The sequence below is a fragment of the Mesorhizobium sp. M0772 genome (genome assembly GCF_040320135.1).
Classification (GTDB): Bacteria; Pseudomonadota; Alphaproteobacteria; order Rhizobiales; family Rhizobiaceae; genus Mesorhizobium.
This window is the reverse complement of the sequence record NZ_JAMYPB010000004.1, coordinates 162,026-182,882: the sequence shown is the minus strand read 5'-3', so window position 1 is coordinate 182,882 and position 20,857 is coordinate 162,026. Positions and strand designations below refer to the sequence as shown.

Annotated in this window: 22 protein-coding genes; 13 read left to right on the top strand and 9 right to left on the bottom strand. The window is 64.3% G+C overall.

Annotation, left to right across the window (positions count from 1 at the left end; translation table 11 throughout):
- Positions 1-33 precede the first annotated feature (33 nt).
- The 7 genes from NKI06_RS04575 to NKI06_RS04545 all read left to right on the top strand — a co-directional run bounded on the left by NKI06_RS04575 (position 34) and on the right by NKI06_RS04545 (position 8,477).
- The gene (locus NKI06_RS04575) at positions 34-255 is read left to right on the top strand and encodes a hypothetical protein (protein WP_023820587.1); all 222 of its coding nucleotides are present in this window, start codon (positions 34-36) and stop codon (positions 253-255) included.
- A 16-nt stretch (positions 256-271) separates the two neighbouring features.
- Entirely contained in the window at positions 272-361 is a 90-nt protein-coding gene (locus NKI06_RS04570; protein WP_023669708.1) for a K(+)-transporting ATPase subunit F, read from the top strand.
- Between the two features lie 18 nt (positions 362-379).
- Positions 380-2,083: a potassium-transporting ATPase subunit KdpA gene (gene kdpA, locus NKI06_RS04565; RefSeq protein WP_352984233.1), complete on the top strand. Its 1,704-nt coding sequence runs from the start codon at positions 380-382 to the stop codon at positions 2,081-2,083.
- Positions 2,084-2,315: 232 nt separating this feature from the next.
- Positions 2,316-4,409 carry a potassium-transporting ATPase subunit KdpB gene (gene kdpB / locus NKI06_RS04560; protein ID WP_352984230.1) on the top strand — a complete coding sequence of 698 codons (2,094 nt, stop codon included), beginning with the start codon at positions 2,316-2,318 and terminating at the stop codon, positions 4,407-4,409.
- A gap of 12 nt (positions 4,410-4,421) precedes the next feature.
- A complete protein-coding gene (kdpC, locus tag NKI06_RS04555; RefSeq protein WP_023744101.1) occupies positions 4,422-4,988 on the top strand; it encodes a potassium-transporting ATPase subunit KdpC in 567 nt (188 codons plus the stop codon).
- Positions 4,989-5,055: 67 nt separating this feature from the next.
- On the top strand, positions 5,056-7,788 hold the full coding sequence (locus tag NKI06_RS04550; RefSeq protein WP_352984229.1) for a DUF4118 domain-containing protein: 2,733 nt from the start codon (positions 5,056-5,058) through the stop codon (positions 7,786-7,788).
- On the top strand, positions 7,785-8,477 hold the full coding sequence (locus NKI06_RS04545) for a response regulator transcription factor (protein WP_352984228.1): 693 nt from the start codon (positions 7,785-7,787) through the stop codon (positions 8,475-8,477). The genes NKI06_RS04550 and NKI06_RS04545 overlap by 4 nt, the downstream gene beginning before the upstream one ends.
- A 15-nt stretch (positions 8,478-8,492) precedes the next feature.
- Here NKI06_RS04545 and NKI06_RS04540 read toward each other — a convergent pair whose 3' ends face one another.
- On the bottom strand, positions 8,493-9,083 hold the full coding sequence (locus NKI06_RS04540; protein WP_023669715.1) for an invasion associated locus B family protein: 591 nt from the start codon (positions 9,081-9,083) through the stop codon (positions 8,493-8,495).
- A 217-nt stretch (positions 9,084-9,300) separates the two neighbouring features.
- On the opposite strand from NKI06_RS04540, the gene NKI06_RS04535 reads away from it, so the two are divergent.
- Positions 9,301-9,603: a hypothetical protein gene (locus NKI06_RS04535; protein WP_023683090.1), complete on the top strand. Its 303-nt coding sequence runs from the start codon at positions 9,301-9,303 to the stop codon at positions 9,601-9,603.
- Positions 9,604-9,723: 120 nt separating this feature from the next.
- On the top strand, positions 9,724-10,200 hold the full coding sequence (locus NKI06_RS04530; RefSeq protein ID WP_023669717.1) for an NUDIX hydrolase: 477 nt from the start codon (positions 9,724-9,726) through the stop codon (positions 10,198-10,200).
- 6 nt (positions 10,201-10,206) lie between these two features.
- On the opposite strand, the gene NKI06_RS04525 is transcribed toward NKI06_RS04530, so the two are convergent.
- The 5 genes from NKI06_RS04525 to NKI06_RS04505 all read right to left on the bottom strand — a co-directional run bounded on the left by NKI06_RS04525 (position 10,207) and on the right by NKI06_RS04505 (position 15,431).
- Positions 10,207-11,073, bottom strand: coding sequence for a citryl-CoA lyase (locus NKI06_RS04525; protein ID WP_031196006.1), 867 nt, complete (start codon positions 11,071-11,073; stop codon positions 10,207-10,209).
- Positions 11,070-12,248 carry a CaiB/BaiF CoA transferase family protein gene (locus NKI06_RS04520; protein WP_352984225.1) on the bottom strand — a complete coding sequence of 393 codons (1,179 nt, stop codon included), beginning with the start codon at positions 12,246-12,248 and terminating at the stop codon, positions 11,070-11,072. The genes NKI06_RS04525 and NKI06_RS04520 overlap by 4 nt, the downstream gene beginning before the upstream one ends.
- A gap of 15 nt (positions 12,249-12,263) precedes the next feature.
- Entirely contained in the window at positions 12,264-13,787 is a 1,524-nt protein-coding gene (locus NKI06_RS04515; protein ID WP_352675292.1) for a tripartite tricarboxylate transporter permease, read from the bottom strand.
- A 4-nt stretch (positions 13,788-13,791) separates the two neighbouring features.
- Positions 13,792-14,328, bottom strand: coding sequence for a tripartite tricarboxylate transporter TctB family protein (locus NKI06_RS04510; protein ID WP_023700086.1), 537 nt, complete (start codon positions 14,326-14,328; stop codon positions 13,792-13,794).
- 125 nt (positions 14,329-14,453) lie between these two features.
- Positions 14,454-15,431, bottom strand: a complete 978-nt coding sequence (locus NKI06_RS04505; RefSeq protein WP_023686552.1) for a Bug family tripartite tricarboxylate transporter substrate binding protein — start codon at positions 15,429-15,431, stop codon at positions 14,454-14,456.
- 206 nt (positions 15,432-15,637) lie between these two features.
- On the opposite strand from NKI06_RS04505, the gene NKI06_RS04500 reads away from it, so the two are divergent.
- Entirely contained in the window at positions 15,638-16,411 is a 774-nt protein-coding gene (locus tag NKI06_RS04500) for an IclR family transcriptional regulator (protein WP_352984222.1), read from the top strand.
- On the opposite strand, the gene NKI06_RS04495 is transcribed toward NKI06_RS04500, so the two are convergent.
- The 3 genes from NKI06_RS04495 to NKI06_RS04485 all read right to left on the bottom strand — a co-directional run bounded on the left by NKI06_RS04495 (position 16,398) and on the right by NKI06_RS04485 (position 18,531).
- Positions 16,398-17,498 (bottom strand): OmpA family protein, encoded by a 1,101-nt coding sequence (locus NKI06_RS04495; protein WP_352984220.1) that lies wholly within the window; start codon positions 17,496-17,498, stop codon positions 16,398-16,400. The two genes, NKI06_RS04500 and NKI06_RS04495, sit on opposite strands and share 14 nt — an antisense overlap.
- A 120-nt stretch (positions 17,499-17,618) precedes the next feature.
- Complete coding sequence (locus NKI06_RS04490) at positions 17,619-18,158, bottom strand: GNAT family N-acetyltransferase (protein WP_023686555.1); 540 nt, start codon at positions 18,156-18,158, stop codon at positions 17,619-17,621.
- 142 nt (positions 18,159-18,300) lie between these two features.
- Positions 18,301-18,531, bottom strand: coding sequence for a YdeI/OmpD-associated family protein (locus tag NKI06_RS04485; RefSeq protein ID WP_023683083.1), 231 nt, complete (start codon positions 18,529-18,531; stop codon positions 18,301-18,303).
- A gap of 141 nt (positions 18,532-18,672) precedes the next feature.
- Between NKI06_RS04485 and NKI06_RS04480 the strand changes: the two genes are divergently transcribed.
- The 3 genes from NKI06_RS04480 to NKI06_RS04470 all read left to right on the top strand — a co-directional run bounded on the left by NKI06_RS04480 (position 18,673) and on the right by NKI06_RS04470 (position 20,856).
- Positions 18,673-19,128 carry a DUF2214 family protein gene (locus tag NKI06_RS04480; RefSeq protein ID WP_352624832.1) on the top strand — a complete coding sequence of 152 codons (456 nt, stop codon included), beginning with the start codon at positions 18,673-18,675 and terminating at the stop codon, positions 19,126-19,128.
- Between the two features lie 178 nt (positions 19,129-19,306).
- Positions 19,307-20,284, top strand: coding sequence for a tripartite tricarboxylate transporter substrate-binding protein (locus NKI06_RS04475; protein WP_352984217.1), 978 nt, complete (start codon positions 19,307-19,309; stop codon positions 20,282-20,284).
- Between the two features lie 98 nt (positions 20,285-20,382).
- Positions 20,383-20,856, top strand: a complete 474-nt coding sequence (locus tag NKI06_RS04470) for a tripartite tricarboxylate transporter TctB family protein (protein ID WP_352984215.1) — start codon at positions 20,383-20,385, stop codon at positions 20,854-20,856.
- The last annotated feature ends 1 nt before the right edge of the window (position 20,857 follow it).

Genomic DNA, 20,857 nt, shown 5'->3' with positions numbered 1-20,857 from the left:
ATATCTTTCCTCCGCGGCCCGTCTCGAACCTTTATGGCGATCGGGTCCATATTCCACTTCGAGCAAAACGCTCCGGGCGCCGTAGCCATCGAAGCTACGGCGGGTCGTTCTCATGGAATTTCTGGCTCGCCGGTCGCTGGCGCCAAATACAAGCAGAAGCAAGGACCAACACAAATGGACATCGTCGTCATCGGGATCGAGGTTTTGTTCTTCGGTCTTTCCCTCGCCTACATCAAAGCTTGCGACGCTCTTTAAGCGGAAGGATCGCACCATGCTTGTCGATTACATCCTCGGTGGCGGCGTGACCTTGTTCCTGCTCGTCTACCTGACATACGCCCTCGTTCGCCCAGAACGCTTCTGAAGCAAGGCACGGAAACCCATGACACTCAACGGATGGATACAGATCCTGGTTTATTGCGGGATGGTCGTTTTGCTGGTGAAGCCGCTCGGCGGCTACATGTACCGCGTCTTCAATGGCGATCGCACCTTTCTCTCGGCCATACTCGGGCCCGTTGAGCGCGGCCTCTACCGCATTTCGGGAACCAGCGAGCGCGAGGAGCAGCACTGGACGACCTACGCGGCAGGAATCATCTTCTTCAGCCTTGCCAGCTTCCTGGTGCTGTACTTTCTGCAACGCCTGCAGGGCGTCCTGCCTTACAATCCGGCCGGGATGGCATCGGTCGAACCCAATCTCGCCTTCAACACTGCCGTCAGCTTCGTCACCAACACCAACTGGCAGAATTACGGCGGCGAAAGCACGTTGTCCTACCTCGTGCAGATGGCCGGCCTGACTGTTCAGAACTTCATGTCCGCCGCCGTCGGCATTGCCATTGCGGTGGCGCTGATCCGCGGCTTCGCCCGCGCCTCGGCCAAATCGATCGGCAATTTCTGGGTGGATATGACCCGCTGCACGCTCTACATCCTGCTGCCGCTCAGCATCGTGCTCACCCTTGTCTATGTCTGGCTCGGCATGCCGCAGACGCTCGGGCCTTATGTCGACGCCACCACGCTCGAAGGCGCCAAGCAGACGCTCGCCCTTGGGCCGGTCGCCTCGCAGGTCGCCATCAAGATGCTCGGCACCAATGGCGGCGGCTTCTTCAACGCCAATGCCGCGCATCCTTTCGAAAACCCCGACGCCATCTCCAACATGATCCAGATGGTGACGATCTTCGCGCTGGGTGCTGCACTCACCAACGTCTTCGGCCGCATGGTCGGCAACCAGCGCCAGGGCTGGGCGATCCTGGCCACGATGGGTGTGCTGTTCATCGCTGGCGTCGTTATCTGCTACTGGGCGGAAGCCGCGGGCAATCCGCTGGTCCATGCGTTGGGCGTCGACGGCGCCAACATGGAAGGCAAGGAGAGCCGCTTCGGCATTGCCGCTTCGGCACTATTCGCCGTCATCACCACGGCTGCGAGCTGCGGTGCGGTGAACGCCATGCATGACTCGTTCACAGCACTTGGCGGCCTGATCCCGATGCTCAACATGCAGCTCGGCGAAGTCATCGTCGGCGGCGTCGGCGCCGGCTTCTACGGCATCGTCATGTTCATCGTCATCACCGTGTTCGTCGCCGGCCTGATGGTTGGCCGCACGCCCGAATATCTCGGCAAGAAGATCGAGGCCAAGGAGGTCAAGATGGCAATGCTCGCCATCCTCGCTCTGCCGTTGGTCATGCTGGTCTTCACGGCAATAGCGGTCGTGCTGCCAAGCGCCGTCGCCTCGATGGCCAATGGCGGTCCGCATGGCTTCTCCGAGGTTCTTTATGCCTACACTTCGGCGGCGGCCAACAACGGCTCGGCCTTTGGCGGCCTTTCCGGCAACACGCCCTGGTACAACATCACGCTCGGCATCTCCATGTGGGTGGGTCGCTTCTTCGTCATCATTCCAGCGCTTGCCATTGCCGGCTCGCTAGCGACGAAGAAGACGGTTCCGGCTTCCGCCGGCACCTTCCCGACCGACGGCCCGCTGTTCGTCGGCCTGCTCGTCGGCGTCATCCTGATCGTCGTCGGCCTGACCTTCTTCCCGGCACTGGCGATCGGACCGATCGTCGAGCACCTGGCTGCCATCAACGGCCAGACATTCTGAGGCTTGTCATGTCCTGGTTCTACCCAAAACGCATGAAGGCCCGGCCGCGAGCCGGCCCACGAGCCGGCAATGAGGGGGAGGAAACGCCCCCTCCCTTCCCCAGCGTATCTACCTTCCTCGGCCTCGCGGCAGTCATGATCGTGATCTGGCTGCTGGCCTATGGTCCGCCGCCCCTCTTTTCGGCATCCGATCGGTCGGTGCCGGCCAACAGTTCAGATACTGGAGCCACCAAATGAGCCAGTCCAAATCCGCGAGCATCATGGATGCCCGCATCCTGTGGCCGGCCATCGGCGGCGCCTTCAGGAAACTCGACCCCCGCACGCTGGTCAGGAACCCGGTGATGTTCGTCGTCGCCATCGTCTCGCTTCTTACCACGGTCCTGTTCGTCAAGGATCTCGCCACCGGCGGCGGCGATTTCGGCTTTACGCTGCAGATCATCATCTGGCTGTGGTTCACCGTGCTGTTCGCCAACTTCGCCGAGGCCGTCGCCGAAGGCCGCGGCAAGGCGCAGGCCGATTCGCTGCGCAAGGCGCGCACCGAAACCCGGGCCAAGCTGCTTGCCGGCGAAGACCGCTCCAGGTTCAAGCTGGTGCCCGGCACCAGCCTGAAGGTTGGCGACATCGTGCTGGTCGAAGCCGGCGACATCATCCCGTCCGACGGTGAAGTGATCGAAGGCGTGGCCTCGGTCAACGAGGCGGCAATCACCGGCGAGTCCGCACCCGTCATTCGCGAATCCGGCGGCGACCGTTCGGCGGTCACCGGCGGCACGCAGGTTCTGTCCGACTGGATTCGCGTGCGCATATCAGCCGCCTCCGGCCACACCTTCCTCGACCGCATGATCTCGCTGGTCGAGGGTGCCTCGCGCCAGAAGACGCCCAACGAGATCGCGCTCAACATCCTGCTCCTCGGCATGACGCTGATCTTCGTGCTGGCCACCGCCACGATCCCGAGCTTTGCCTCCTATTCCGGCGGCTATATCCCGGTGACGGTGCTGGTCGCGCTGTTCGTCACCTTGATCCCGACCACCATCGGCGCCCTGCTGTCGGCCATCGGCATTGCCGGCATGGACCGCCTGGTGCGCTTCAACGTGCTGGCCATGTCCGGCCGTGCCGTCGAAGCGGCGGGCGACGTCGATACGCTTTTGCTCGATAAGACCGGCACCATCACGCTCGGCAACCGCCAGGCCACCGAATTCCGCCCGGTCAAGGGCGTCACCGAACAGGAACTGGCCGATGCCGCGCAGCTCGCCTCGCTCGCCGACGAGACGCCTGAGGGACGCTCGATCGTCGTGCTGGCCAAGGAGAAATACGCCATCCGCGCCCGTGACATGGCAACCTTGCATGCCAGCTTCGTGCCCTTCACCGCGCAGACCCGGATGAGCGGCGTCGACATCGATGGCTCGTCGGTGCGCAAGGGCGCCGTCGATTCGGTTCTCGCCTATGTCAGCCAGTCGACATCGGCCACTCACGGCACGCGCCCCGGCAGCGACACCGTCAAGGATCTCCAGGCGATCGCCGACGAGATCGCCAAGTCGGGCGGCACGCCGCTGGCCGTCGAGCGTGACGGCCGCCTGCTCGGCGTCGTCCACCTCAAGGACATCGTCAAGGGTGGTATCCGCGAGCGCTTTGCCGAACTGCGCAAAATGGGCATCCGCACCGTGATGATCACCGGCGACAATCCGATGACTGCGGCGGCGATCGCAGCCGAAGCCGGCGTCGACGATTTCCTCGCCCAGGCCACGCCCGAGGACAAGCTGAAGCTGATCCGCGACGAACAGGCCAAGGGCAAGCTGGTCGCCATGTGCGGTGACGGCACCAACGACGCGCCGGCCTTGGCGCAGGCCGACGTCGGCGTCGCCATGAACACCGGCACGGTTGCCGCCCGCGAGGCCGGCAACATGATCGACCTCGATAGTGACCCGACCAAGCTGATCGAGATCGTCGAGATCGGCAAGGCGCTGCTGATGACGCGCGGCTCGCTGACGACCTTCTCGATCGCCAACGACGTCGCCAAATACTTCGCCATCATCCCGGCCATGTTTGCCGTCTTCTACGTTGCGCCGGGACATACAATCGGCCCCCTGCAAGCGCTCAACATCATGCATCTGGCGACGCCGCAGAGCGCCATCCTGTCGGCCATCATCTTCAACGCGCTGATCATCATCGCTCTGATCCCGCTGTCGCTTAAAGGCGTCAAATACCGCGCCATCGGCGCCGGCGCGCTGCTCAGCCGCAACCTGCTGGTCTACGGCCTCGGCGGCATCATCGTTCCCTTCGTCGGCATCAAGGCGATCGACATGATCGTCACCGGCCTCGGCCTCGCTTAAGGAAATACGTCCATGCTCACTCAGATAAGACCCGCTGTTATCATGATCGTCTTTTTCACCGTTTTGACCGGCCTGATCTATCCCCTGGGCATGACCGGCATCGCCCAGGCGCTGTTTCCGCACCAGGCCAATGGCAGCTTGATCGAGAAAAACGGCACCGTCATCGGCTCCGAACTGATCGGCCAGGGCTTTGCCGACGACAAGTATTTCCATGGCCGCCCCTCGGCTGCCGGCGACGGATACAACGCCGCAGCGTCCAGCGGCTCTAATCTCGGTCCAACCAACCCCAAGCTGATCGACCGCATCAAGGGCGATGTTGCAAAGCTGAAGGCGGAGAACCCGAACCAGCCGGTGCCGATGGATCTGGTGACGACGTCCGGCAGCGGCCTCGACCCCGCTATCAGCCCGGACGCCGCCTATTTCCAGGTCGCTCGGGTGGCCAAGGCCAGGGGCTTCGACGAAGCCAAGGTCAAGGCGCTTGTCGACAGCCATGTCGAAGGCCGCGAACTCGGCTTCCTCGGCGAGCCGGTCGTCAATGTGCTGGCGCTCAACCTGGCACTGGACGATACCAAGCAGTGAGAGACAATCTCTGAAGCCAGGGGCCGGGGATCGACACGATCCTCGGCGCCGTTCATGATCGAGCCTGATGCCGGACGCCAGAAGCAACGATACCAGACCCTCTCCGGACGCGCTGCTCGAGCATGCGGAACGGGAAGAGCGCGGCCGTCTGCGGATATTTCTCGGCGCTGCCCCCGGCGTCGGCAAGACCTATGAAATGCTGATGGCCGGCCGCGCCAGGCTGGCTGACGGCGTCGACGTAGTGGTCGGCGTCGTGGAGACCCACGGCCGCAAGGAAACACTGGCGCTGGTCGAAGGCTACGAGGTGATCCCGCGCCAGAAGGTCGACTACAGAGGCCGCGTGCTGGACGAGATGGACATCGATGCCATTCTCGCCCGCCGGCCGGCGCTGGTGCTCGTCGACGAACTCGCCCACACCAATGCGCCAGGCAGCCGCCACCCCAAGCGCTATCTCGACGTCCAGGAAATCCTTGCGCGCGGCATCGACGTCTACACCACGCTCAACATCCAGCATGTCGAGAGCCTGAATGACGTCGTGGCGCAGATCACCCGCGTCAGGGTGCGCGAAACGGTCCCGGACTCCATCATCGACCAGGCCGACGACATCGAGATCATCGACCTCACGCCCGACGACCTGATCAAGCGGCTGAAAGAGGGAAAGGTCTATTTCCCCAACACTGCCCAGCGCGCAGTCGAAAACTATTTCTCGCCGGGCAATCTGACCGCGCTTCGGGAATTGGCGCTGCGCCGCACCGCCCAGCGCGTCGACGAGCAGTTGCTCAACCACATGCAGTCGCACGCGATTCCCGGCCCCTGGGCGGCGGGCGAAAGGGTGCTCGTCTGCGTCGATGCGCGTCCGGGCGGAGCGTCTCGTGTCCGCTATGCGCGCCGGCTGGCCGACCGGCTGCGCGCACCGTGGACGGCGCTGCATGTCGACACGCCGCGTTCGGCCGCCATGTCGGAGGAAGACAAGGACCAGCTGGCCACGCTCTTGCGCCTGGCCGAGCAGCTCGGCGCCGAGGTGACGACCATTCCGGGCCAGAACGTCGCCCAGGACATCGTCCGCCACGCCACGGCCAACAACTTCACCCATATCGTCGTCGGCAGGCCGACCCGCTCGCGCTGGCGCGAACTGATCGAGGGTTCGCTCACCTACGATCTGATCCGCAATGCCGGCGATATCAGCGTCCATGTCATTTCAGGAACGGAGCGCGACAACGAGGCCACGTCGAGGGTCAAGGCGGCGGCCGAGCAGACGCCATTTCAAATCTGGCCTTATCTTTTCTCGACCGTCTATGTCGCCGGCGCGCTTGCCGTCAGCGCCGTCCTCGATCAGTTCCTCGACGTTCGCAACCTTGCCAGCGTGCTGCTGCTGGCGGTGCTGACATCGGCAGTGACCTTTGGCCTGTGGCCGGCGCTGTACGCCTGTTTCCTCAGCGCCATTGCCTTCAACTTCTTCTTTCTCGAGCCGCGCTACACGATGACGATCCGCGATCCGGAGAGCATCGTTGCCTTCGCCGTCTTCCTCGTCGTTGCCGTCATCGCCAGCAATCTGACGGCGCGTGTGCAGCGTCAGGCAGCCGCCGCCCGTTCACGCGCCCGGGCCACCGAGGACATCTACCTCTTTTCAAAGAAGCTCGCCGGCGCCGGCACGCTCGACGACGTTTTGTGGGCCACAGCCTTCCAGATCGCCTCGATGCTGAAGCTGCGCGTGGTGCTGCTTTTGCCGGAAGAAGGCACGATCACCGTCAAGGCCGGTTATCCCCCCGATGACACGCTGGCCGAGGCCGACATCGCGGCTGCACGCTGGGCTTGGGAACACAACCGGGCTGCCGGCCGTGGCGCCGATACCCTGCCCGGGGCAAAACGCCTCTACCTCCCCTTGCGCACCGCACGCACGGCCGTCGGCGTCGTCGGCCTCGACAATGACAAGCAAGGCCCGCTGCTGACGCCCGAGCAACAGCGCCTGCTCGACGCGCTGGCCGACCAGGCGGCGGTTGCCATCGAGCGCATCCAGCTGGTCGCCGATGTCGACCGCGCCAGGCTGGCGGCCGAGGCCGACCGCTTGCGCTCGGCACTGCTGACGTCGATCTCGCATGATCTGAAGACGCCGCTGGCGGCCATCATGGGCGCGGCCGGCACGCTCAGGGAATTTGCGCCGGCACTGCCCGAGAACGATCGGGCCGAGCTGCTGACCACCGTGCTCGACGAGTCCGAACGGCTGAACCGCTTCATCGCCAATCTGCTCGACATGACCAAGATTGAATCGGGCGCCATGGAACCGAATTTCGCCCTGCACTATGTCGGCGATGTCGTGGGCTCGGCCTTGCAGCGGGCACGCAAGATCACTGCCGGGCACAAGACCGAGGTTGATATTCCGGCCGACCTGCCGATGCTGAAGCTTGATCCCGTGCTGTTCGAACAAATGCTGTTCAATCTGCTCGACAATGCCGCGAAATACGCGCCACAGGGATCGACAATCCGGCTGCAGGGCTGGGCCGACAATGGCTCCGTCGCGCTGCAGATCATGGATGAGGGACCGGGCATTCCGCCCGCCGACCTGGAGCGCGTCTTCGACAGCTTTTACCGGGTGCGCAAGCGCGATCAGATCCAGGCCGGCACCGGGCTCGGCCTGTCGATCTGCCGGGGCTTCATCGAGGCGATGGGCGGCACGATCATGGCGGCGAACCGCAGCGATCGCCCGGGCGCAGTCTTCACAATCCGCATGCCGAGGTTGGTACAATCGTCCGATACGGACGTATCAGGTGTGGACGGGCAAAACTCTGGTGATCCGGCATGACAAATTCCAACGTCAGCATACTGGTCGTCGACGACGAGCCGCCGATCCGCAAACTGCTGCGCGTCGGCCTCGGCAGCCAGGGCTATGCGGTCAGCGAAGCGCCCAACGCCAAGGCTGCGATCGAACTCGTCGATGCACAAAAGCCGGATCTGATCCTGCTCGACCTCGGCCTGCCCGGCATGGGTGGCCTCGATCTCCTGCGGAAATGGCGCGGCGACGGCCTCGACGTGCCCGTGGTCATCCTGTCCAGCCGCACCGACGAAGCCGGCATCGTCGCGGCGCTCGAACTCGGCGCTGACGACTACATCACCAAGCCGTTCGGCATGAACGAGCTGGTCGCCCGCATCCGCGTCGCGCTGCGCCACAAATTCCAGCAGCAGGGCGAAAAGCCGGTGTTCCACACCGGCGATCTCAGCGTCGACCTGGTCAAGCGCATCGTCAAGGTCGAAGGCAAGGAGATAAAGCTCTCCCCCAAGGAGTACGACATATTGCGCATTATGGTGCAGCATGCCGGCAAGGTGCTGACCCACCATTTCATTCTGAAGCAGGTGTGGGGCGATTCGACCGACGTGCAGTATCTGAGGGTCTATGTCCGCCAGCTCCGGCAGAAGATCGAAAAGTCGCCCGACCAGCCGCGCTACATCACCACCGAAACCGGGGTGGGGTACCGGCTGCGCGAGGTTGAGTGACCGGACGTTTTCCGCTCAGTCCGCCGAGAGTTCCGCGGTCCGTGCCAGTGCGCCGCCGAAGCCGTTGAGCGGGATGGTGAAACTCACCGCTTGACCGGTGTCGGCCGCGAAGGCGTCGATCTTCAGCGTGGTGGCTGCCTTGAGCAGCGGCGTGACGCTGGCATCGAACGCCACCGGCACCAGGCAGCCGACGGCCTGGCAGGTGTTGAACGGCAAGCTGCCTTCCAGCTTCTGGTCGTCGATGGTCAGGCTGACTCCTTTGGCGAGCGCCAGGCCGAACGGCAGCGCCAGCGTTCCGGCGGCATCCTCGCCGCTCTTGCTCGACAGCTCGATCGCCAGCAGGCGCTGGTTGGACTGCTTGTTGAACTGCTGATGCGACAGGCTGCAAACCTTGGCCGTGCCGGTTACCTGGCAATTGACCGTCCAGTCGCCATGTGTCTCGGACAGCGCCGAGGCGCCGCCAGGCAATGTCGGGCCGGCAGCAGGGGCGGGCGCTGCGGCGGCAGGCGCCGCCTTGTCGGTCTTGGTTTGCGCCGCGACTGCCACCGGGCCAAGAATACAGATGCTGCCCAGTAGCGCCGCGAAATATACTTGCCTGCTTTTCATCGATATGCTCCCGATTGTGCCTCGAGTCAGCAGCGATTGAGCCCGAGATCCGCGCCCGATAGAGCGGTCAATCGATCTTTTCTGTCAAGTGCGGCCGGCGCTTCCTCATGGGATTTCGCCAACCCGTGGCAGATCGGCCCATGGCAGACCGGCCCATGGCAGATCGAGACGAACGCCCTATATAGAGAGGAGGTTATATCTGTACGGGAATGAACTGATGTCGACGCTTCGCCTATCGACAGTTCTGATGTCGGCAATGCTGGCAGCAGCAACGCTCGCCGGCATCATGCAATCTGCTGCGGCTCAGTCCGTCAATCCCAGCGCCAACCGGCTGATCCAGCAGAACCAGCTGCAGCAATTGCGCAACAGCCTGCAGCGGCAGCAGTTCCAGCAACAGCAGCAGCAATATCGCGAGCAGGACCGTCGGATCGTGCCGCAGCCGCGCCCCGAAGTGCCCGTCGTCCGGCAAGCTTGTCCGATTCAGATCGTCAACAACCAGATTGTGCGTGTTTGCCGTTGATATCGGTCGCCTGCGATTTACTTAGTCGACTTATTTACTAAAGATGCTCATTGCCTCGCGGGCATATCAGGGGTTTGCAGGCGGCGTGCGGCTGTGCGCCCGCCCACCGGATTTCAGCACATGGCGACGACGAAGAAAAAGGCGGTACGCAAGGCAAGGCGAGGCGAACGCATTCGCCAGGTCGCCGCCATTCCCTTTCGTCTGGACGTTTCAGGCAATTTCGAAGTGATGCTGGTGACGTCGCGAGCGACGAAGCGCTTTATCGTGCCCAAGGGCTGGCCGATGAAAGGAAAGAGCGGGCGCAAGGCCGCCACCATCGAGGCGCGCGAAGAAGCCGGCGTGCTCGGCAAGACCCGCAAGGCGCCTGCCGGCAGCTATTCCTACTGGAAACGGCTGGAGCACAATTTTGTGCGCGTCGACGTCGTCGTCTATCTGTTGGAGGTGTCCGAGGAACTGGCCAACTGGCAGGAGGCCAAGAGCCGCCAGCGGGCATGGCTCAAGCCGCAGGACGCGGCGTTGCTCATCGATGAGCCGGATCTCTCGACGCTGATGGCCAACCTGGCGCCGCCTCAGCCGGCAGTGCCGGACCCGGCCTGACCAACCTCACTTGCCCTCGTCCCCTTCAGCGGGACCCTCATCCCCCTCAGCGGGAAATGGCCGCAGCGGCGTGCCCGTATAGGCCCACAGCCATTCGCGCGGCAGCGGCCCTTTGTTGCGCTCGCTTTGCTGCGACTGTTCCCATGCATGCGCCAGGATGCCGACCGAGCGCGAGAGCACGAACAGGCCGCGCGTCAACGGCGGCGGAAAGCCGAGCTCGCCATAGATGACGGCGGTGGCGCCGTCGATGTTGAGCGGTATTTTCTTCCCCTTGCGCCGTGCCACCTCTGATTCGACGGCCTCGGCGATGTCGGCAAAGCGTCCGCTGACGACGCCGCGCGCGGCAAACTCGCGCGTCACTGCGATCAGGCGCGGCGCGCGCGGATCGACCGGGTGGAAGCGATGGCCAAATCCCGGCACATAGCCTTTCTCCTCGGCGAAGAAGCGGTCGAGCCGTGCGGCTACGGCTTGGTCCAGCGCAACACCCTGGTCAAGTGCCACGGCAATGTCGCCATAGAAGGACAGCGCCTGTTCGCCGGCGCCGCCATGCACGTCACCCAGCACGTTGACGGCGGACGCCATGGCGCTGTTGATGCCGACGCCGCAGGTGATGGCCATGCGGGCAATGGCGATCGACGGCGCCTGCGGCCCGTGGTCGACGGCCGCCCCCAGCGCAATGCCGAGCAGCGCCGCCTGCTCCTCGCTCGGCAATTCGCCGCGCAGCATCAGCCAGATCGTGGCCGGAAAGCTGACGCGGCCGATCAGCTCCTGGATTTCATAGCCGCGCAGCCGAATGATGCCGGGGCTCATCTCGATGATGCCGGTCTGCCACCATTCCTCGCCGCGTTCGCGGCCGGTTTTTCTCTCGCTCACGCGCTTCTCCTGGCGCGCGGCGGCAGGGTGGAAAAAACCTCGTCCATATGCTCGCCCAGCACAGGCGGCGGCAGGACCGGCAAGGGTGCCGCGCCATCGACCATGAAGCCGCCGCGCACCACGGTCAGCGGCTGCGCCATGCCGGGCAGACCCTGGAAACGCGTGGTCATGTCGCGCTCGACCACCTGGCGCTCGCCAAGCACTTGGGGGATCGTCAGCACCCGGCCCGCCGGCACGCCGGCGCGGTTGAATTTTTCCTCCCAGGCTGCGGCCGAGGCGCTCGCAAGCGCTGTCTCGATCAGCCCTTTCAAGGAGGCGCGGTTCTGCTTGCGCGTCTCGCGCTCGGCAAAGCGCGGATCGTCGGCCAGTTCCGGCTGGCCGATCAGCCGGCAAAGCGTGACGAACTGCTCCTGCTTGTTGGCGGCGATGTTGAGCAGGCCGTCGCCGGTGCGAAACGCGCCGGAGGGCGCAGCCGTCATGTTCTCATTGCCCATCGGCTGCGGCTCGACACCGGCGGTCAAATAGTTGGACACCGGCCAGCCCAGCGCCGACAGCGTGCATTCCAGCATCGAGACATCGAGAAACGCGCCCTCGCCCGAGGTCTTCTGCTTGACCAGCGCCGCGGCGATGGCGAAGGCCCCGACCAGCCCGCCCAGCGTGTCGGCGACGGGATAGCCGACCCGCAAGGGTGCTGTCTCCGGCGTGCCGGTGATGCTCATGATGCCGGACAGCCCCTGGATGATCTGGTCGTAGGCCGGATTGTCGCGCATCGGCCCGCTCTGGCCGAAACCGGATATGGCGCAATAGACGAGACCGGGGCGGACCGCTTTCAGCACCTCATAGCCGAGACCCAGCCGCCCCATCACGCCCGGTCGAAAATTCTCGACCAGCGCGTCGGCCGAGGCGACGAGATCGAGGAAGCGTTCGCGGTCGGCTTCGCTCTTGAGATCCAGCACCACCGATCGCTTGCCGGCATTCTGCGCCAGGAACGACGCGCCCATGCCCGCATTGTTGAGCGCCGGCGAGGCGCCGAGCTGGCGCGCCAGATCGCCGCCTTGCGGCGTCTCGACCTTGATGACATCGGCGCCGAGCAGCGCCAGCTGGTAGGCACAATAAGGGCCCGCCAGCACATTGGTCAGGTCGAGGATACGGATGCCGGCAAGCAGATCGGTCATGATGCTCCAGGTTGCTCAGGCATCGCCCGGCACATGCTCCGGCCCGCGCCGGCGCCGATGCTCGATGAAGGCCCAGATATGCGGACCGGCGAGCCCGATGAAGGCAAGGATCAGCAGCACCAGCGACAGCTTGTGGGTGTAGAACACCGACCAGTCGCCGTTCGAGATCGTCATCGCCCGGCGGAACTGCGTTTCGGCGAGCGGCCCCAGGATCATGCCGATGATGACCGGCGCTGTCGGGAAATCGAAGCGCCGCATCAGGAAGCCGGCGGCCCCTAGGAGATAGAGGATGACGAGGTCGATCGGCGATTGCGAGATGCCGTAGGTGCCGACGGTCGCGAACACCAGGATGCCGGCATAGAGCTGCGGCGCAGGGATTTTCAACAGCCGCACCCACAGCCCGATCAGCGGCAGGTTAAGGATGACCAGAATGACGTTGGCGATGAACAGGCTGGCGATCAGGCCCCAGACCAGATCGGCCTGCGTCGTCAACAGCAGCGGTCCCGGATTGATGCCGTAGCTCTGGAAGGCCGACAGCATGATTGCGGCGGTCGCCGAGGTCGGCAGGCCAAGGGTGAGCATCGGCACCAGCACGCCGGCGGCAGACGCATTGTTGGCGGCTTCCGGTCCGGCAACGCCCTCGATGGCGCCGACCGTGCCGAACTCCTCCTTGTGCTTCGACAGCTTCTTTTCGATGGCGTAGGACAGGAAGGTCGGGATTTCGGCGCCGCCGGCAGGCATGGCGCCGATCGGGAAGCCGATGAAAGCGCCGCGCAGCCATGGCTTCCACGAGCGCCCCCATTCGGCCGCGGTCATGTAGAGCGAGCCCTTGAGCGGCACGATCTCGTCCTTGCCGGCATAGCGGCGCGAGGCCATGTAGAGCGTCTCGCCGACGGCAAACAGGCCGACCGCGGCAATGATGACATCGACGCCATCGAGCAGTTCGTTCATGCCGAAGGTGAAGCGCGGCTGTCCCGTCTGCAGGTCGACGCCGATCATGCCGATGACGAAGCCGATGAACAGGCTGGTGAGGCCGCGCACGGAGGACGAGCCGAGCACCGCCGACACCGTGATGAAGGCAAGCACCATCAGCGAGAAATATTCGGCCGGACCGAAGGCCAGCGCGAACTTCACTACCACCGGCGCCAGGAAGGCGACGCCCATCGTGCCGATGGTGCCGGCGACGAAGGAGCCGATCGCCGAGGTCGCCAGTGCCGCGCCGCCGCGGCCCGAGCGGGCCATCCTGTTGCCTTCCAGCGCGGTGACGATGGTGGCGCTTTCGCCCGGCGTGTTGAGCAGGATCGAGGTCGTCGAGCCGCCATACATGGCGCCGTAATAGATGCCGGCAAACAGGATGAAGGACGCCTCCGGCGCCACCTGGTAGGTGATCGGCAGCAGCAGCGCGATGGTCAGCGCCGGTCCGAGACCGGGCAGCACGCCGATCGCGGTGCCGAGCGTGGTGCCGACCAGGCACCACAGCAGGTTCATCGGCGAGAAAGCGACGGAAAATCCGTGGGCGAGATGGCCGAGCGTCTCCATGGCGTCAGCCCCTTACCGTGGCGATGATCGCGTCGATCACCGTGTTCAGCTGGTTTTCGATGAAGCCGGCGCCGATGTTGACGCCGAGCGCCCTGGCAAAGCCGAAATAGGCGGCAAGCGCCAGGATAAGGCCGGTCAGCGCATCGCGCAGCGTGTGCTTGCTGCCGAAGCCGTAACAGACGAGCACGAACATGATGACCGAGGCGGCGGTGAAGCCGAGCGGCTGGATCAGCACCAGATTGGCGACCAGGCCGGCAACGACGATGCCCATCGCCTTCCAGTCGGTCGGCGTTTCCTTTTCCTCCTGCGGCTGCCAGCCGCCGCGCAGCGCGGCGACGATGAGCAGCAGCGAAAGCACGATCATGCCGGTCATGGTGATGTAGGGGAAGACGGTCGGCCCGACCTTGGAATAGAGCGGCGAAACCGGGATCGCCAGGGTCTGCCACGCCACGGCCGCAGCACAGGCGAGAAGCCCGATGCCGATCAACAATTCGGGCATGGCAAGGCGCGGGGGCGCCGGCTGCTGGTCGCTGGTGCTCATCGATGTCCTCCCGAGATGGCCGGCATCCTCCCGCCGGCCGCATCCGCAGTTTCACTCCCAGCGCATGATATGTCCATGCCGCAGGCGAATGTCGGAAGGGGCGGCCGTGGCCGCCCCTGAAGACATCAGGCGAGGCCGAGATCCTTGAGGATCGCGGTGATACGGGCGGTGTCGTCGACGAGGAATTTCGCATAATCGTCGCCGGTCAGAAGGATGGGCGTCCAGTTGCGGTTCTTGCATTCGGCTGCCCAGGCATCGCTCTTGGCCATGGTCTCGATCATCGTGACCATCGCCGCCTTGTCGGCGTCGGAGACGCCGGGCGGTGCGAAGACGCCGCGCCAGTTGAACAGTTCGACGTCGATGCCGGCTTCCTTCATCGTCGGTGCGTCGATGCCGTCCTGGCGCTTGTCGGCGGAGATCGCCAACAGCCGAAGCGCGCCCGCCTTGACCTGCTCGGAGAACTCGCCGAAGCCGGAAATGCCGGCCGCAACCTGGTTGCCGAGCAGCGCCGACAGCGCCTCGCCACCGCCGGCGAAAGGCACATAGGAGAGGTTGGTTGCCGGAACGCCGACCGTCTTGGCGATCAGCCCGAACAGGATGTGGTCGGAGCCACCGGCCGAGCCGCCGGCCACCGGAACCTTGGTCGGATCCGCTTTGAGCGCGGCGACGAAATCTCCGGCCGTCTTGAACGGCGAATCCGCCGGCACCACCAGCGCCTCGAACTCGCCGGTGAGGCGAGCGATGGGCGTCACTTCGGAGAGGTTGTTGGCCGATTTGTTGGCGATGATGGCGCCGACCATGACCATGCCGGCCACCATCAGCGAATTGCCCTTGCCCTTCCACTGGCTGATGAACTGCGGCAGGCCGACAGTACCGCCGGCGCCGCCGACATTGGTGATCTGCGAGCCGGAGATCAGTTTTTCACTGCGCAGCACCTGGTCGATGGTGCGCCCCGTCTGGTCCCAGCCGCCGCCGGGCGCGGCCGGCACGAAGATCTGGATCTGCGGTGCATCCTGAGCGAGGGCGGGCGTCAAATGCGTTGCAACGAATCCGGCAGCGCCTGCGGCCGCGGTGCTCATCAAAAATCTGCGTCTGTTCAGCATGGGATTCCTCCAAATCACGACACCTCCTCCGGTGCCTGCCAGAAACGTAGCCTGAAAACAGACCCGCTCGGCAAAAATTCATGCCGATTTCGGTACGTTCTGTCAACAGGAACGCTGTTCTACTAGACAGAACCATGGATGTGCGGCACAATCGCTTCGGCTGGCCTTTGTCCGAGCAGGTAAACTGGAATGAAACTGTTCGTGAGATGACCGAAGCGCGATCCCAGCCGTTGCCGGCCGATGGTGTTGCCGCGCTCGACCGCGCGATCGCCATTCTCGACGCGTTCGCGACCGCCGACCGCTCGCTCAGCCTGGCCGAGATCGCGGCGCGCACCGGGCTCTACAAAAGCACCATTTTGAGGCTGGCGAACTCGTTGCTGCGCGGGCAGTTGCTGGAGCGGCTCGACGATGGCCGCTACCGCATCGGACCTGCCACCTTCAGGCTTGGCGCGCTTTACCAGCGGTCGGTCGTGGCGGTCGACATCCTGCTGCCGATCATGCGTGATCTCGCCGAGCGGAGTTGGGAAAGCGTCGCCTTCTATGTCCGCTCCGGCGACGCCCGCACCTGTCTCTACCGCGTCGAGTCCAAGCACCCGATCCGCTACACGATCCGGGAAGGTGACCAGCTGCCGTTGCTCGCCGGCTCTGGCGGCCGCGTGCTGGCAGCGTTTTCGGGCCAGCCGGGCGAACCATACGAGACCATCCGCAAGGCCTGCCACTATCTGTCGATCGGCGACCGCGACCCGGAGACGGCGGGCGTCTCGGTGCCGGTGTTCGGACCGGGCCGCGTTCTGCTCGGCGCCTTGACGCTGGCCGGCCCGTCGACACGCGTCGATACGGCGTTCCTGCGCCGCATGACACCGGACCTGCTGGAGGCCGCCGCTCGCGCCACCCGCGCCTTCGGCGAGGATGCCTCGATGCTGGAGCAGGCAAGGCGCCTAGCCGGCGCTGAAACCGTGACCGGTCTCAGTTCGCCTTGACCAGCACCACACGGCGGTTCTTGGCGCGGCCGGTTTCGCCGTCATTGCTGGCGACGGGCGCCATCATGCCGGCGCCGGCGGCGGTCAGCCGGCCGCCATCGATGCCGTATTTTGAGACCAGCGCCGCCTTCACCGACTGCGCCCGCCGCGACGACAGATCGATATTGTAGTCGAACGCGCCCTGGTTGTCGGTATGACCGACGACGATCACCGCCATGCCGGGCTCGTTGGTCAGAAGCGTCGAGATCTCCTTCAAGGTCGGTTCCGATTCCGGCTTGATGTCGGCCTTGTCGGTGTCGAAGAAGATGCCGTAGAGCGAGATGGAGCCGGTGGCCGACAGCGAATCCGCCATCTTGGCCGCTTCGACCACCACCATCTTCTTGTCGCGCGCCTTGGGCTCCAGCACCTGAACGACGGCAATGGTGCGGCCGTTGAGTTCCTTGCAGTAGAGGTCGTCGATCAGCGAATAGGCCTGAACCGTGACATAGGCGTCGCCGCCGTCCTGCGGCAGCTTGGCGGCGAAGAAGCGCTGGTCGTTGATACCGGTGGTTACCGCACAGGCGCCATTGGAAAAGGCCGCGTCCTTGACGTCGCTTTCATGGAAGAAATACATCATCAGGCTCATGTCGCCGCCGCCACCGCTCGACGCCCGGTCGGCGGCGCCGCCGCACTCTTCCTTCTTGCATTCGAACAGGACTTCGCCGCCGGCGGCCGCGATCACATCCTGGTAGTTGCGCAGCACTTCGAGCGGGGAGCGCTCGGCCGGCAGCACATAGGCGATGCGGGTCAGCGCGCCTTCGACCTCAGCCTTCTTGTCCGGCGCGAACACACGGTTGTTCATCGTGTCACGGGCATCCGGATCGGCGCTCGGCTTCAGCGGCGACAGCGGCACTGTAAAATCGGTATAGGCGAATTTTTCGTAGGAGACGATGAACGACCCCTCATAGCGCTTGGCCAGATGATTGTCGGCACCGCCCTCGATGTCGGCGGTCGGCACCGTCGCATCGGCGCCCGCCAGTTGCACGGCCGCCAGGAGCAGCAGCCCCGCCCAGAAAAGCTTCAGAAATATCGCATTGATCGCACGCATGGTCGGCTCCCCCAAAGAGCAATTCCAGGAAAAGTGTGAGCGGTTTTCCCACAGGAATTGCGTAGCTAGATTAGAATAGCCAACCCTGGCAGAACGTGGAAATTGCGTCGATGAAGCGCTTCACACCCGCCGTTCGAGCAGGATCGTCAGCCCGTCGTGATAGGTCGTTTCCAGGACCTTGGTGTAGCCGCACTTTGCCGCAACGTTCAACGAGCCGGTGTTTTCCGGATCGATGATGCAGACGGTTCTCGCGCCGGCAAAGGTTTCGTCGCCCCAGGCCAGGGCCCTTCTGACGACTTCGCTGGCAAGACCCTTGCCATGTGCTTGCGGCGCCAGCGCCCAGCCGGCTTCCGGAATGCCCTCGAGCGACGGCTCGATGTCGCGCTTCAGATCGTGGAATCCGGCCTCGCCGATGAAGCGACCGCTGGCCTTGTCCTCGACCGCCCAGAAGCCGTAGCCGAGCAGCGACCAGAGGCCGGCATGCCGCAGGAACCGCATCCAGCTTTCCTCCCGCGTCCGCGGCTTGCCGCCGATGAAACGGGTGGTGACGGGGTCGGCCCACATGACGGCATAGTCGTCGAAATCTTCGATCCGGTGCGCCCGCATGATGGTCCGTTCCGTTTCGAGAACCGGGACGCCGGCTGTTTTTGGACTGCCCATGAAACTCTGCCTCCGTTGACGGTCAGCGCTTAGCAAACCAGCGCGCCCGGACAAGGGCCAAGCCGGATCATCATTCAGCCAGGGAAGCTTCCGAACGGCCTGGCGCGACCAGGCGGTCGAAGCGAACAGCGTCGGCTTACTTTCAGCCGTGCCAGACCATCTTCATGTAGAGCCCACCGCGCCGCAATTCGTCCAGCATCTGGTCGAGCCGCTTCTGCCTGGTGTCGCTGCGTTTGGCGCGGGCGACCCAGCCGAGATAATCGTTCTTCTGGTAGTCCGGCCGCGCCTCGTAGGCCGCTGTCAGTCCTTTTTCGGTCAGGGCGATGCGGATGTCGTCCGGCATCGGGTTCAGGGCGCGCTTCAGTCCGGTCATTTCAGAAAACCCCAGCTGTCAGGATGGCGACGCCGATGGTCCAACCCAGGTCCGCCTCTGGGAATTCTGCCGAACGATGCTACCTTTCGCAACCGGTCCGGCAAGGGCCGGTCTCGATACCGCCAATGGGAGGAGAACGCCATGGACACCACCGATCTCGTGCTTGCCATTTTCCATCATCTGCTGGTGTTCTCGCTGGCCGGCATCATCGGCGCCGAATTTGTCCTGATCCGCGGCGACCTCTCCGCCGCCACGCTCAAGCGGCTTGCCGGCATCGACCGCCATTATGGCATCATCGCCATGCTGATCATCATCATCGGCATCTGCCGCGTCATCTACGGCCTGAAGGGCTGGGAATTCTACGTCTACAACTGGGTGTTCTGGGCCAAGATGGCGGCATTCGGCATCGTTGGCCTGCTGTCGATCATCCCGACCATCCGCTTCATCTCCTGGAACCGGCAAGCCAGTGCAAATCCCGGCTTTCAGGTGCCGGTTGCGGAACTCGCCTCGGTGAAGACCTATGTGCGCGCCGAAGCCTTCATCTTCCTGCTGATCCCGATCTTCGCGGCGGCGATGGCGCGCGGCTACGGTTATTGAAGCAACGCCAACACCAAACCCATCTCCTCCGGGCATACTCCCCACTGATCGCCATGGTTGCGCACGACTGTATTTTGCAGTTTGCGTCAGGCGACAATCTGTTAGCTTGCCTTTGTTGCACCCTCGCTGCCTGACCTGCACAGCGATCGGAGATTGATATCCTGGGAGGAGAATTACGATGAGGAAAATTGTAGCCGCCCTGGCCGCCGCCGCGGCCGTCACGCTTTATTCGTTCACCGCCAGCGCACAGACCTATCCCGAGCGCACCATCACCGTCGTCGTGCCGTTTGCGGCCGGCGGTCCGACCGACACGGTCACGCGGCTCGTCGCCGAAGCCATGTCGAAGGATCTCGGCCAGCAGATCATCGTCGAAAATGTCGGCGGCGCCGGCGGCACGCTGGGCGCCGGCCGCGTCGCCAACGCCGACCCGGATGGCTACACGCTGCTCCTCCATCACATCGGCATGGCGACCAGCGCGACCCTCTACAGGAAACTCGCCTACGACACGCTGAACGCCTTCGAGTATGTCGGCCTCGTCACCGAGGTGCCGATGGCGATCGTCGCCCGCAAGGACCTTGAGCCGGTCGACCTGAAAGGGCTGGTCGAATACGCCAAGACCAACAAGGACACCATCACCGTCGCCAACGCCGGCATCGGCGCTGCCTCGCATCTGTGCGGCATGCTGTTCATGAGGGCCATCGGCACGCCGCTGGTCACCGTACCCTACAAGGGCACCGGCCCGGCCATGACCGACCTTCTCGGCGGCCAGGTCGACATCATGTGCGACCAGACCACCAACACCACCAAGCAAATCCAGGGCGGCACGATCAAGGCCTATGCCGTCACGACGCCGGAGCGCCTCGACGTGCTGAAGGACGTGCCGACGACCATCGAAGCCGGCCTGCCCGCGGTGCAGGTCGGCATCTGGCACGGCCTCTATGCGCCGAAGGGCACGCCGGCCGAGATCACCGGCCGACTGTCGAAATCGCTCCAGGTCGCACTGAAGGACCCCAACGTAATCGCCCGCTTCGCCGAACTCGGCACCAAGCCGTCGTCCGAGGCCGACGCGACGCCGGCAGCGCTGAAGGCCAAGCTGGAAGGCGAGATCACGCGCTGGAAGCCGATCATCGAAGCCGCCGGCCAATACGCCGACTGAGGCTTGAACGGGGCGCTGCCGGTGCCCCGTTTTCGCTTCGACGTCCGTTTTCACATTTGCAACGGCAAGCCCGTTGCAAGGGTCAGGGGAGGACCGCCATGAAACCTTTCGCCATCGACAGGACAAACGGCCTGTGCGCCGCGCTGTTCATCTTTTTCGGCGCCTTTTTCGCGATACAATCGCTCGGCCTCGAAATCGGCACCGCCTTCCGCATGGGACCGGGCTATTTCCCGCTGGTGCTGGCGATCGTGCTGATCGTGCTTGGCGCCATCATCCTCGTCCAGGCGGTGCGCGTCGAGGGCGAGCCGATCGGCCCCATTGCGTGGCGCGGCATGCTGTTCATCCTGCCGGCGCCGATCTTTTTCGGCATGACCGTGCGCGGCCTCGGCTTCGTCCCGTCGATCTTACTGACGGCGCTGATCGCCTCTTTTGCCAGCGCCCGCATGAAGCCGCTGACGGCACTTCTGCTGTCGGCCGGCCTGACGCTGTTTTCGGTGCTGGTCTTCAGCTACGCGCTCGGGCTGCCATTCCAGCGCTTCGGCCCCTGGTTGCCCCAATGGCTGGCATTGTGAG